Genomic DNA, 12,788 nt, shown 5'->3' with positions numbered 1-12,788 from the left:
GAAGAGCGCCTGCATCAACACGGTGACCGCCACCAGCGAGGCGAAGCTGCCATAGGCACGGATGTGGCCGATACGCAGCAATAGTCGGTCGTTGAACATCGCCCCCAGTGCCAGGCCGATGAAGTACGCCGAGGAGACCCAGCCAATGACCACCGGCGACTCACCGGCCGCATCCAGCCGCAGGGTAATCAGCGTGGCCAGGAAGCCGTTGCCGATCCCCAGGATGAAGAGCCCCAGCAGGGGAGCCAGGGCCATGGCCAGCAGTTGGCGCGACATGAATGAGCCTCACAGGCATGTAGAGGGACAAGAGAGAGTGACAGAAATGACTGACGGATACCTGTCACATTGCCCATGCGCAGGAGCTGTCGCGCAATATACCCCGAGCAGGAAGGTTGTCAATGGCCCAACAAAACCGGTCGGCCGGTCGTTGCATTGACCTCGATCAAGTGCCGGCGGCAAGAGCTGCCGGATAATACCATCGTTCACCACCGCGCCATCAGCAGCGTAATGACAGCCAGGACGCCATATGCGAGACGGGAAGCATCGATTCCTCAGAATTGGGCCTCACATGCCGACGCAATTACCCCTCGACTCGCCAATACGCATTCTCATGGCGACACGGACTGGGTCTCACTAACATGCTCGACTTCTTCGCCGTGCTGTTTCTCACCCGCTGCAAAAGCGCCGGCGTCGTGGCGGCGCTGGCGGCGTTGGCCGGATGCACCTCGCTGGCACCGCCCCATGCGCCGCCCGACATCGACCTGCCCGCCGCCTATCGCGGCGTTCCCGTTGCGGATACGTCGCAACCACCGGCGGCCAGGATCGCCTGGCGCGATTACTTCACCGACGTGCGCCTGCAGGCATTGATCGAACGGGCGCTGGCCGACAACCACGATCTCAGGAGCGCCCTCCTGCGCGTGGAAGAGGCGCGTGCCGCCCACGGTATCCAGCGTGCCGACCGCGGACCCACCATCGCGCTCGGCGCCAGCGGCGAACGTACCCGCGTGCCCGGCGACCTGAATCTCACCGGCGCCCCTCAAACCGCCAGCCAGTACCAGGTCGGCGTCGGCTTCACCTCTTGGGAACTCGACTTCTGGGGTAGAGTGCGCAGCCTCGACGAAGCCGCGCTCGAGACATACCTAGCGACCGACGAAGCCCGGCGCGCAGCCGAGCTCAGCCTGATCGCCCGGATCGCCGAGGACTACTATCGCTTGCGCGAACTCGACGAGCGCCTCTCCCTGGCACGCCGGACGGTCGCCAACCGCGAGGAGTCGCTGCGCATCTTCAACCGCCGCGTCGAGGTGGGCGCCGCCGCCGCGCTGGACCTGAAGCAGGTCGAGGTGCTGCTGCACCAGGCAAGGGCACTCGACGCCCAGCTCGAGCTTGCCCGGACCCAGCAAGCCAATGCACTGGCCCTGCTGACGGGCTCGTTCATCGAGGCGCCGTTCCCGCCGGAGCGACTCGTCGACGTCGAGGCGCCCGGTGCGCCGCCTCCCGGGCTGCCGTCGGAGCTGCTCATCCATCGGCCAGACATCCGCGCCGCTGAGCATGCCCTGCGCTCGGCCAATGCCAACATCGGCGCGGCGCGCGCGGCATTCTTCCCACGTATCGCCCTCACCGGCAGTGCCGGTACGGCCAGTGCCGAACTCGACGGACTGTTCGGCACCGGCAGTCGCGCCTGGGGCTTCTCCCCCACGCTTTCGCTGCCGATCTTCGATGGTGGCCGACGGCGTGCCAGCCTGGATCTGGCCGAGATACGCCATGAGCAGGCGGTGGTCGAGTACGAACGCACGATTCAGGAAGCGTTCCGCGACGTCGCCGACGCGCTGGCGGCACAGCGCTGGCTGGCCGAGCAGGTCGAGATGGCCCAGGCCATGCTCGAGGTCCAGCGCGAACGCGCCCGCCTGGCAGACTTGCGCTACGAACGCGGCGCGGTGACGTTCCTGGAGGTGCTCGATGCCCAGCGCGACCTGCTCGAGGCCGAGCAACAGTGGGTGCAGAGGCGCCGCGAACTGACATCGGCGCGTATCGCCCTCTATGCCGCCCTGGGCGGAGGCGAACGGTACATCGCCAGCGCCCTCGCCCCCCATCCGCACACCGATTGAAGAGTCCCGACATGCGCTTTCCCATCAAGACATTGGCTGGCGTCGCCGCCGCACTGATCATCGCCGCAGGGGGCTATTACTTGCGGAACGAGCTGCGCGACGACGCCGGCCTTGGCGAAGGCTTTGCCAGCGGCAATGGCCGTATCGAGGCCACCGAAATCGACGTCGCCACCAAGCTGGCGGGGCGCGTGGCGGAAGTGTTGGTCGTCGACGGCGACTTCGTTGCCGCCGGCCAGGTACTGGCCCGCATGCAGGTGGAGACCCTGGAGGCCCAGCGCGACGAGGCCATGGCCCAGCACCAGCAGGCGCTCAATGCCGTGCTCAGCGCCGAGGCCCAGGTCGCCCTGCGCGAGAGCGATCGCATCGCCGCCCAGGCGGTGGTGGCCCAGCGCGAAAGCGAGCTCGATGCCGCACGGCGTCGACTGGCACGCTCCGAGGCGCTCGCCCTCGAAGGCGCCTCATCGGCTCAGGAACTCGACGACGATCGCGCCCGAGTCAACACTGCCCGGGCGGCGGTGGCCGCCGCCCGGGCCCAGGTCGATGCCGCCCGCTCGGCCATCGAGGCGGCCCGCGCGCAGGTCACCGGGGCGCATTCGAGCGTCGCCGCGACCCGGGCGACCATCACCCGCATCGAGGCCGACATCCGCGACAGCGAACTCACTGCGCCCCGCGCCGGCCGCGTGCAGTTCCGCGTCGCCCAGCCAGGCGAAGTCCTCGGTGCCGGTGGACGGGTACTCAACCTGATCGACCTGGCCGATGTCTACATGACTTTCTTCCTGCCCTCGGAGCTCGCCGGTCGCATCGCGCTCGGCAGCGAGGCGCGTATCGTGCTGGATGCCGCCCCGGACGTGGCGATCCCCGCCCGCGTCACCTTCGTCGCCAGCAGCGCGCAGTTCACGCCCAAGACGGTGGAGACCGCGTCCGAGCGGCAGAAACTGATGTTCCGGGTCCGTGCGCAGATCGATCGCGAGCTGCTGCAGCGCCACCTCGAGCAGGTGAAGACGGGCCTGCCCGGCGTGGCCTGGGTCAAGCTCGACGCCGAGGCCGAATGGCCGGCCCAGTTGTTCGGCCGAGTATTGCAATGAGTCCGCTCGAAACGCCGCCGGTCGCCGTCCTGACAGGAGTCCGGCTGAGCTACGCCAAGGCCCGGGCGCTGGACGGCCTCGACCTCGCCATTCCGGGGGGCGGCATGGTCGGGCTGATCGGTCCTGACGGCGTAGGCAAGTCCAGTCTGCTCTCGCTGCTGGCGGGCGCCCGCGCCGTGCAGGAGGGCAAGGTCGAGGTGCTGGGCGGCGACATGGCCGGAAAACGCCACCGCGACGCGGTATGCCCGCGCATTGCCTACATGCCCCAGGGCCTCGGCAAGAATCTCTATCCCACCCTGTCGGTGGAGGAAAACCTGCAATTCTTCGCTCGCCTGTTCGGTCACGGCGTCGCCGAGCGGCGGCGCCGCATCGACGACCTGACCCGCAGCACCGGGCTCCATGCATTCCTGGCCCGCCCCACCGGCAAGCTCTCCGGCGGCATGAAGCAGAAGCTCGGCCTGTGCTGTGCGCTGATCCACGATCCCGACCTGCTGATCCTCGACGAGCCCACCACCGGCGTCGACCCGCTGGCCCGCGCCCAGTTCTGGGAACTGATCGCACGGCTGCGCGTCGACCGCCCGCAGATGAGCGTGCTGGTCGCCACCGCCTACATGGACGAAGCCCAGCGCTTCGACTGGCTGGTGGCGATGGATGCCGGGCGAATACTGGCCACCGGCACGCCGCGGGAACTGCTCGAGCGCACCGCCAGCGACTCGCTCGAATCGGCCTTCATCGAGCTGCTGCCGGAAGAGAGGAAGCGCGGCTACGAGCCGGTGCGGATTCCGCCCCTTGAGGAGAGCGAGGGCGAGATCGCCATCGAGGCCCGGGAACTGACCATGCGCTTCGGCGAGTTCGTCGCCGTCGACCATGTCAGCTTCCGCATCCGCCGCGGCGAGATCTTCGGCTTCCTCGGCTCCAACGGCTGCGGCAAGTCGACCACCATGAAGATGCTCACCGGCCTGTTGCCGGCCAGCGAGGGGCAGGCGTGGCTGTTCGGCAACCCGGTCGACCCTCGCGACCTCGCGACCCGCCGGCGGGTCGGCTACATGTCCCAGGCGTTCTCGCTCTATGGCGAGCTGAGCGTCGAGCAGAACCTGGTCCTGCATGCGCGCCTGTTCAGCGTGCCGGAGGCTCACGTCAAGCCCCGGGTGGAGGAGATGCTCGAGCGCTTCGGGCTCGGCGAGATGCGCCGTGCGCTGCCCGGGAGCTTGCCCCTGGGCATGCGTCAACGTCTGTCACTGGCGGTGGCGATGGTGCATGAGCCGGAACTCCTGATCCTCGACGAGCCGACCTCCGGCGTCGACCCCATCGCCCGCGACAACTTCTGGCGCCTGCTGGTCGAGCTGTCGCGTCGCGACCGGGTGACCATCTTCCTCTCCACCCACTTCATGAACGAGGCCGAGCGTTGCGACCGCATGTCAATGATGCACGCCGGCCGCGTGCTGGACAGCGACGCCCCTTCGGCGCTCGTCGCCAAGCGCGATGCCGCGACCCTCGAAGAGGCGTTCATCGGCTACCTGCTCGAGGCGGGCGCCAGCGAACCGGTGCCGCCGCCCGAGGTGCCGACGGTGCGGCCCGCCGCTCCCGCGCCGGAGCGACGGCACCGTCACTTCAGCCTGCAGCGCATGGGCAGTTACCTGTGGCGCGAGGTACTGGAGCTGCAACGGGATCCGGTACGCGGCACCCTCGCCCTGCTCGGCTCCCTGCTGTTGATGCTGGTGATCGGCTTCGGCATCAGCCTCGACGTGGAGGACCTCACCTATGCGGTGCTCGACCGCGACCAGACCGCCCTGAGCCACAATTATGCGTTGAATCTCTCCGGCTCGCGTTACTTCATCGAGCGCGAGCCGCTGGCCGACTACGACGAGCTCGACCGCCGCATGCGCAGTGGCGAACTGTCCCTGGCGATCGAGATTCCGCCCGGGTTCGCCCGCGACGTGCATCGCGGCCGTCAGGTCGAGATCGCCGCCTGGATCGATGGGGCCATGCCTCAGCGCGCCGAAACCGTGCGCGGCTACGTTCAGGGCATCCACCGGCAATGGCTGATGGAAAAGACGCAGGAGATGGGCGGCGCCTACGCCAATGGTCCGGCCGGCATCGAGACCCGCTACCGCTACAATCCCGACGTGCGCAGCCTGCCGGCAATGGTGCCGGCGGTGATTCCGCTTCTGCTGCTGATGCTCCCGGCGATGCTCACCGCGCTGGCCGTGGTCCGCGAGAAGGAGATGGGCTCGATCGTCAATCTCTACGTCACGCCGGTGACACGCAGCGAATTCCTGCTCGGCAAGCAACTGCCCTATGTCGTCCTGGCGCTCGTCAACTTCCTGCTCATGGCGCTGCTCGCGGTCACGCTGTTCGGGGTGCCCATCACCGGCAGCTTCTCCACCCTGCTGCTGGCCGTGTCGATCTACACCGTCATCTCCACCGGCATGGGCCTGCTCGCCTCCACCCTCACGCGCAGCCAGATCGCGGCGATGTTCTTCGCCATGATCGGCACGCTGATCCCGGCCGTGCAGTTCGCCGGCATGATCCACCCGGTCAGTTCGCTGGAAGGCAGCGGACGCCTCATCGGCGAGATCTATCCCGCCACCTACATGCTCACCATCAGCCGGGGCGTGTTCGGCAAGGCATTGGGCCTGGGCGACCTATACGCGCTGTTCGTCCCCCTGCTGGTCGCGGTGCCGGTGATCATGGGGCTGGCCATTGCGCTACTGAAGAAGCAGGAGCGCTAGCGATGCAAAGCGTCAAGAACGTCTACCGCCTCGGCATCAAGGAGCTCTGGAGCCTGGCGCGCGATCCCGTCATGCTGGTGCTCATCGTCTACGTCTGCAGCGTCTCGGTCTATACCGGTGCCACGGCGATCCCGGAGAGCCTGCACCTCGCCCCCATCGCCATCGTCGACGAGGACGACTCGCCCCTCTCGGGACGCATCGCCTCCGCCTTCTATCCGCCGCAATTCACGCCCCCCGCGATGATTGGCCTGCCCGAGATGGACCCGGGGCTGGACGCCGGACGCTACACCTTCGTCCTGAACATCCCGCCCAACTTCCAGCGCGACGTACTGGCCGGCCGTGCGCCGTCGATGCAGCTCAACATAGACGCCACGCGCATGAGCCAGGCCTTCACCGGCAATACCTACGTGCAGCAGATCGTCATGGACGAGGTCAACGAGTTCGTACGGCGCTATCGCGACACCGCCCCTGCGCAGATCGATCTTGCGCTGCGGGCGCGCTTCAACCCGAGCCTGGAACAGGCCTGGTTCGGCTCGCTGATGCAGATCATTAACAACGTCACCATGCTCTCGATCATCCTCACCGGCGCGGCGCTGATCCGCGAGCGTGAGCACGGCACCGTCGAACACCTGTTGGCAATGCCGGTTACGCCCCTGGAAATCATGCTGGCCAAGGTCTGGTCGATGGGCCTGGTGGTGCTGCTGGCCGCCCTGTTCTCGCTCCAACTGGTGGTGCGCTGGGCACTGGGCGTGCCTGTCGAGGGCTCGATCACGCTGTTCGTGGCCGGAGCGGCGCTGCATCTCTTCGCCACCGCCTCCATGGGGATCTTCATGGCCACCCTGGCGCGCAACATGCCGCAATTCGGCATGTTGATGGTCCTGGTCCTGCTGCCCCTGCAGTTGCTTTCCGGCGGCACCACACCGCGCGAAAGCATGCCGGAACTGGTGCAGCACGTCATGCTGCTGGCGCCGACCACCCATTTCGTCGAATTGGGCCAGGCCATCCTCTATCGCGGCGCCGGCCTCGAGGTGGTCTGGCGGCCCTTCCTGGCCTTGATGGCGATCGGCAGCGCGCTGTTCGCGCTCTCCCTGGCCCGATTTCGCAAGACCATCAGCCGGATGGCCTGATGCCAACCGAGGAGCGCCCGACCTTGCCGACTCCCTCCACCCCCTCCGGCGCACGCAAGCGGCAACGCCTTCCCCCCGAGGTCCGCATGGAACAGATCCTGCGCGCCGCCCTGACCGAGTTCTCCGCCCACGGCTTCGCCTCGGCGCGCATGGAGGACATCGCCCAACGCGCCAACCTCTCCAAGGGTGGGCTCTATGCCCATTTCAGGAGCAAGGAGGCCATTTTCGAAGCCCTGCTCAGGAAGACGCTGATGCCGACCTCCCCCCACCGGAAATGGCCGCCGTGCCCTGGCGACTCGCCGCGGGAGGCGATCCACGCCTTCGTCGCGCATCTCTACGATCGGCTGAGCGACCCCGATGTCCTGGCCACCCTGAAGCTGCTGATAGCGGAGGGCCACCGCGTTCCGAGGCTGGTGAGCCACTGGCGCGAGATGTTCGTCGACCCGTTTCTCGCCGAGCAGAAAGCGAAGCTCGAGGCAGCGGCGGAACGGGGCGAACTTCGCCATGGCGCGCTGGTCGATGAGCCCAGCCTGCTGATCTCACCGGTACTGCATGCAGCGGTATGGAGAATCGTTTTCGCGGACGATCTCCGCCCCGAGACATTCGAGACCATGCGCGGGGCGCATTTCCACATGCTGCACGAGCTACTGGAGCCCTCCTGAGCGAGCCGTCGCCTAGTCACGAAAGGCGATACCCGCCGTGGCGGTGGCAACCCTCGTTCCCGCGCGCGCCCTCACGATTGCCTCGATATCGGCCAATGCACCGATGACGGCCTCCTTGCCGGTGTGTCTGGCGAAATCGCAGGCCGCTTGAATCTTGGGGCCCATGGAACCAGCGGCGAACTCGAGGCGTTGCAGAGCATCCGGATGCGCCCGGGCGATGGCTTTCCGATCAGGCGTACCCCAGTCGACATAGGCAGCGGCGACGTCGGTGGCGATCACCAGCAGGTCGGCCTCCAGTTGCTCGGCCAGCAGCGCCGCGCAGAGATCCTTGTCGATCACCGCCTCGACCCCGTGCAGTTTCCGGTTCTCGTCATAGACGGTAGGAATGCCTCCCCCGCCGGCGCAGATCACCACGGCGCCCTTTTCCAGCAGCCAACGCACCGGACGAATCTCGAAGATCCTCTTTGGTCGGGGGCTGGGGACCACTCGACGAAACTTGTCGCCGTCCGGTGCGATGCTCCAGCCTTTCTCCTTCGCCAGCCGCTCCGCTTCATCCGCCGTGTAGACCGGGCCGATGGGCTTGCTCGGATGTCGAAAAGCGGGATCGGCCGCATCGATCTCCACCTGGGTGAGCAGTGTGGCGAAAGGCACCTCGGCAGGCAGCAGGTTGCCGAGCTCCTGCTCGATCATGTAGCCGATCATCCCCTCGGTCTGCGCACCGAGCACATCCAATGGATAGGCGTCGACCTCCGTATAGGCGGAAGCCTGCAGGGCCAGCAGCCCCACCTGCGGGCCATTGCCATGCGCGATCACCACTTCGTTGCGGGGTACCACCTTGGCGATCTGTTCGCATGCGACCTTGATATTGCCGCGCTGGGCCTCGGCAGTCATGGGCTCACCGCGCCTGAGCAGTGCGTTGCCTCCCAACGCAATAACGATTCGCATGACATGGTCTCCTTGTGCGACGGCGAATGTCTGGACGCCCTTCCGCTAGATATCGCCCAGCGTGGCGACGAGCACCGCCTTGATCGTGTGCATGCGGTTTTCCGCCTGCTCGAAGGCGATGCAAGCCGATGATTCGAACACCTCTTCGGTCACTTCGATGCCATTGGCCAAATGCGGATAACGGTCGGCGATCTGTTTGCCGATCCCGGTTTCAGTGTTGTGGAAAGCGGGGAGACAATGCATGAATTTCACCCGCGGATTGCCGGAAGCCCGCATCAGCTCGGCATCGACCTGATAGGGAAGCAGCTGTTCGATGCGCTCGCCCCAGGTCTCCATCGGTTCCCCCATGGAGACCCAGACATCGGTGTGGATGAAATCGACGTCCTTTACCGCCTCCCTGGGATCCTCGGTAAGCGTCATCCTCGCGCCACTGATATCGGCGAAGCGTTGGCAAGCCTCGATGTGCGACGCGTCCGGCCACAGCTCCCTGGGCGCGGCAATGCGCACGTCCATGCCCAGCTTGGCGCCGATCAGCAACAGGGAGTTGCCCATGTTGTTGCGAGCGTCCCCCAGGTAGGCATAACGAATCTGATGTAGCGGCTTGTCGCTGTGCTCGCGCATGGTCAGCACGTCGGCAATCATTTGCGTCGGATGGTACTCCTCGGTCAGGCCATTGAAGACCGGCACCCCGGCGAACCTGGCCAGCTCCTCGACGACATGCTGCTTGAAGCCTCGATACTCGATCGCATCGTACATGCGTCCCAGCACCCGCGCGGTATCCTTCATGCTCTCCTTGTGCCCGAGCTGGGAAGAGTCCGGGCCGAGGTAAGTCACGTTGGCGCCTTGGTCGTAGGCGGCCACCTCGAAGGCGCAACGGGTGCGCGTGGAGGTCTTCTCGAAGATCAAGGCGATGTTCTTGCCCTTGAGATGCCGCCGTTCGGTGCCGCTGTACTTGGCGCGCTTGAGGTCACACGCGAGATCGAGCAGGTAATGCAGCTCGCGCTCGCTGTGGTGCATCAAGCTGAGCAAGCTGCGGTTGTGGAGATTGAACGCCATGGAAGGCTCCTCAATAGTCGATCGGATCGCGGATGATCGGGCAGGTCATGCAGCGCCCGCCGCCCCGTCCACGGCCGAGCTCGCTGGCACTGATGGTGATGACTTCCACGCCCGCCTTGCGCAGCAAGGTGTTGGTATGGGTATTGCGGTCATAGCCGATGACGACGCCAGGCTCCAAGGCCACGACATTGTTGCCGTCATCCCACTGCTCGCGCTCGGACTCGAAGCTGTCCCCGCCGGTTTCCACGACCCGCAGCATCGGCAATCCCAGCGCCTCGGCCACGACGTCGAGCAATCCCTCCTCTTCCCGGCGTACGTCGATCCCCCCCGGCTTGCTCTCGTCCGGACGCAGGCTGAATGCCACGATGCTTGCCACCACCTCGGGAAAGATCGTCACGAGATCGCGATCGCAAAAGGTGAATACGGTATCCAGGTGCATCGAAGCGCGTGACCTGGGTAGCCCGGCGACGATGATCCGCTCGGCCGCGCCGGCTTTGAACAACGACAGGGCCAACTGGCCGATGGCCTGCCGCGAGCTGCGCTCCCCCATGCCGATCAGCACGACGCCCTTGCCGATGGGCATCACGTCTCCTCCCTCGAGCGTGGCCAGGCCATGATCGACGTCGGGGTCGCCGTACCAGACCGGGAAGCCGGCGTCGGCAAATTCGGGATGGAAGCGATAGATGGCCGTCGTCAGGAGCGTTTCCTGCCGGCGGGCCTCCCAATGCATGGGGTTCAAGGTAACCCCCTCATAGATCCAGCAGGTCGTATCTCGCGTGAACAAGGTATTCGGCAAGGGCGGCAGGATGAAACTGGAGTGGCCCAGATAATCGCGGAACATCTTGAGCACTTCGCCGCCGTGGGTTCCGGAGAGGTCCTCTCCCGAAACGCCGCCGATGAGATATTCGGCCAACGCCCGGGGAGCCATTTCATCGAGCCAGGCCCTCACTTCCCGCTGAAGGCCGACGCCCACATGATTGGCGACGATCTTGCGATTCAGGATCCAGCGCCTGGCGTCGGGATTCTCCAGCGTTTCGGTCAGCAGGTTGTGCATTTCCAGCACTTCCACGCCCCGTTCGCGCATCTTGGTCATGAAATCGAAATGGTCGCGCTTGGCCTGGCTGACCCAGAGTACGTCGTCGAACAGCAGCGCGTCGCAGTTGCTCGGCGTCAGCCGCCGGTGTGCCAGGCCAGGCGAACAGACCATCACCTTGCGCAGCTTGCCCGCTTCGGAATGAACACCCAGTTGGGGAGATGTAGATGACATGATGCCTCCTTGTGCGCATGCGACCGGCATGCGAGATAGCGATGACGGTACGGCGATCCGAACTCGCTCAGAGAGAGAGGAAGCCGGCATAGAGCCCATAAACGGCGATCGCGGCGCCGATCAGTACCGCAGCGAAGATCAGTTTCTCTATCGAGGTGAAGACCGGCTCGCCGAGCTCGCGCTTGGCCTTGGCGAAGAACAGCGCTCCCGGGGCGTAGAGCAGGGCGGAAAGCAGGACGTACTGGACGCCGCCGGCATAGACCAGCCACACCGCATAAAGCGTGGCGACCAGGGCGACGATCGTATCCTTGCGACGCTCGGCGGGCGCGGCCTCGTAGGTTTCACCGCGCACCCCCAGCAGCAGCGCGTAGGCGGCCGACCAGAAGTAAGGCACCAGAATCATCGAGGTGGCCAAGTACAGCAGGCTCAGGTAGGTGGCATCATTGAACAGCGTGATGATCAGGAAGAGCTGGATCAGTCCGTTGGACACCCACAGCGCGTTGACGGGAACCTTTTTGGTATTCTCCTTGCGCAGGAAGCGGGGCATGGTGTGATCGCGCGCCCCCGCATGCAGGATTTCGGCACACAGCAGCGTCCAGGCCAGCAGCGCTCCGGCCAGGGACACGATCAACCCCACGCTGATCAGGATCGCCCCCCAGCGCCCGACGACGCGTTCGAGGACCCCCGCCATGGAGGGATTGCTCAGGCCCGCCAGCTCCGCCTGGCTCATGACCCCCATCGACAATACGTTGACCAGCACCAGCAGTAGGAGCACCCCGACGAACCCGATCACCGTGGCGCGTCCCACGTCCGCGCGTCTCTTGGCGCGCGCCGAATAGACACTGGCCCCCTCGATGCCGATGAAGACCCAGACGGTGACTAGCATCATGTTGCGCACCTGATCCATCACGCTGCCGAGCTCGAGGCTTCCCGTCCCCCAGAAGTCACGGGTAAAAAGCTCGAGTTCGAATGCAACGGCGGTCAGCACGATGAACAGCACCAGGGGCACGACCTTGGCCACCGTGGTGACCAAATTGACGAATGCCGCCTCTCGGATGCCGCGCAATATTAGGAAGTGCACGCACCACAACACCAGCGAGGCGCCGATAATGGCTGCCAACGTATTGCCCTCGCCAAAGACGGGGAAAAAGAAGCCGAGCGCACTGAACAGCAACACGAAATAACTGACATTGCCTATCCAGGCGCTGAGCCAGTATCCCCAGGCCGATGAAAAGCCCATGTAGTCGCCAAAGCCGGCTTTGGCGTAGGCATAGACGCCGGCGTCGAGTTCGGGCTTGCGGTTGGCCAGGGACTGGAACACGAAGGCCAGCGTCAGCATGCCGACCCCGGTGATTGTCCAGCCGATCAATATGGCGCCTGGTCCGGCGCTCGTCGCCATGTTCTGTGGCAGGGAGAAAATGCCACCCCCGATCATGGAGCCCACTACCAACGCGATAAGCGCGCCAAGCTTCAGTTTCTGCTCTGACTGCGACATCACCCACCTCTGCTTGTGCAGGGAATGAATTCACAGTATCTGGCAGAGGAAAGAGATAGTTCTTGACCAAGATCAACAAAAAAACCGCTGCCTAAATCAAGCACAGGTGGTGAAAAACATTAGCGTTGGTTTAGTGAGCGACGCAGTAATGAGCTATAGCTTTTGCATCAACGCCACGTCGGCACCGGGGAATTCGACCCTCATGTGTAAATGCCTGCCAAGCCATTCGAAGCTCGCTTCGCTGAAGAAACACACATGGGTCGGGTCGAGAATGTAGTGCCAGCGGGCAAAGGCCTCTTCGGAGATCACGCGTT

General features: G+C 65.1%; 9 protein-coding genes and 1 pseudogene. 5 read left to right on the top strand and 5 right to left on the bottom strand.

Annotated elements, in window-relative coordinates; genetic code table 11:
• Positions 1-276: pseudogene (locus tag QPM17_RS22665) on the bottom strand (MFS transporter); the annotation flags it as partial.
• Between the two features lie 362 nt (positions 277-638).
• Between QPM17_RS22665 and QPM17_RS22660 the strand changes: the two are divergent.
• The 5 genes from QPM17_RS22660 to QPM17_RS22640 all read left to right on the top strand — a co-directional run bounded on the left by QPM17_RS22660 (position 639) and on the right by QPM17_RS22640 (position 7,711).
• A complete protein-coding gene (locus QPM17_RS22660; protein WP_285394017.1) occupies positions 639-2,105 on the top strand; it encodes an efflux transporter outer membrane subunit in 1,467 nt (488 codons plus the stop codon).
• 11 nt (positions 2,106-2,116) lie between these two features.
• Complete coding sequence (locus QPM17_RS22655) at positions 2,117-3,190, top strand: HlyD family secretion protein (protein ID WP_285394016.1); 1,074 nt, start codon at positions 2,117-2,119, stop codon at positions 3,188-3,190.
• Entirely contained in the window at positions 3,187-5,922 is a 2,736-nt protein-coding gene (rbbA, locus tag QPM17_RS22650; RefSeq protein ID WP_285394015.1) for a ribosome-associated ATPase/putative transporter RbbA, read from the top strand. Before QPM17_RS22655 ends, rbbA begins: the two co-directional genes overlap by 4 nt.
• A 2-nt stretch (positions 5,923-5,924) precedes the next feature.
• A complete protein-coding gene (locus QPM17_RS22645) occupies positions 5,925-7,049 on the top strand; it encodes an ABC transporter permease (RefSeq protein ID WP_285394014.1) in 1,125 nt (374 codons plus the stop codon).
• An 86-nt stretch (positions 7,050-7,135) separates the two neighbouring features.
• Positions 7,136-7,711, top strand: a complete 576-nt coding sequence (locus tag QPM17_RS22640) for a TetR/AcrR family transcriptional regulator (RefSeq protein ID WP_285394013.1) — start codon at positions 7,136-7,138, stop codon at positions 7,709-7,711.
• Between the two features lie 12 nt (positions 7,712-7,723).
• Here the strand turns inward: QPM17_RS22640 and arcC are convergent, their stop codons facing one another.
• The 4 genes from arcC to arcD all read right to left on the bottom strand — a co-directional run bounded on the left by arcC (position 7,724) and on the right by arcD (position 12,474).
• The gene (arcC, locus tag QPM17_RS22635) at positions 7,724-8,656 is read right to left on the bottom strand and encodes a carbamate kinase (protein ID WP_285394008.1); all 933 of its coding nucleotides are present in this window, start codon (positions 8,654-8,656) and stop codon (positions 7,724-7,726) included.
• A gap of 45 nt (positions 8,657-8,701) precedes the next feature.
• Positions 8,702-9,712, bottom strand: coding sequence for an ornithine carbamoyltransferase (locus tag QPM17_RS22630; RefSeq protein ID WP_285394006.1), 1,011 nt, complete (start codon positions 9,710-9,712; stop codon positions 8,702-8,704).
• Between the two features lie 10 nt (positions 9,713-9,722).
• Positions 9,723-10,979, bottom strand: coding sequence for an arginine deiminase (arcA, locus tag QPM17_RS22625; RefSeq protein ID WP_285394004.1), 1,257 nt, complete (start codon positions 10,977-10,979; stop codon positions 9,723-9,725).
• Positions 10,980-11,046: 67 nt separating this feature from the next.
• A complete protein-coding gene (gene arcD / locus QPM17_RS22620) occupies positions 11,047-12,474 on the bottom strand; it encodes an arginine-ornithine antiporter (RefSeq protein ID WP_285394002.1) in 1,428 nt (475 codons plus the stop codon).
• Positions 12,475-12,788: the final 314 nt, after the last annotated feature.

This window comes from Marinobacter azerbaijanicus, assembly GCF_030250645.1.
Taxonomy (GTDB): Bacteria; Pseudomonadota; Gammaproteobacteria; order Pseudomonadales; family Oleiphilaceae; genus Marinobacter; species Marinobacter azerbaijanicus.
Note: the sequence above shows the minus strand (reverse complement) of the source record. Positions and strands in the feature narration are given on the sequence as shown.

Bases quoted from the DNA above. Each gene is read 5' to 3' on its own strand.
- QPM17_RS22660 (WP_285394017.1), top strand. From the start codon at position 639: ATGCTCGACTTCTTCGCCGTGCTGTTTCTCACCCGCTGCAAAAGCGCC.
- QPM17_RS22655 (WP_285394016.1), top strand. From the start codon at position 2,117: ATGCGCTTTCCCATCAAGACATTGGCTGGCGTCGCCGCCGCACTGATC.
- rbbA (WP_285394015.1), top strand. From the start codon at position 3,187: ATGAGTCCGCTCGAAACGCCGCCGGTCGCCGTCCTGACAGGAGTCCGG.
- QPM17_RS22645 (WP_285394014.1), top strand. From the start codon at position 5,925: ATGCAAAGCGTCAAGAACGTCTACCGCCTCGGCATCAAGGAGCTCTGG.
- QPM17_RS22640 (WP_285394013.1), top strand. From the start codon at position 7,136: ATGGAACAGATCCTGCGCGCCGCCCTGACCGAGTTCTCCGCCCACGGC.
- arcC (WP_285394008.1), bottom strand. From the start codon at position 8,656: ATGCGAATCGTTATTGCGTTGGGAGGCAACGCACTGCTCAGGCGCGGT.
- QPM17_RS22630 (WP_285394006.1), bottom strand. From the start codon at position 9,712: ATGGCGTTCAATCTCCACAACCGCAGCTTGCTCAGCTTGATGCACCAC.
- arcA (WP_285394004.1), bottom strand. From the start codon at position 10,979: ATGTCATCTACATCTCCCCAACTGGGTGTTCATTCCGAAGCGGGCAAG.
- arcD (WP_285394002.1), bottom strand. From the start codon at position 12,474: ATGTCGCAGTCAGAGCAGAAACTGAAGCTTGGCGCGCTTATCGCGTTG.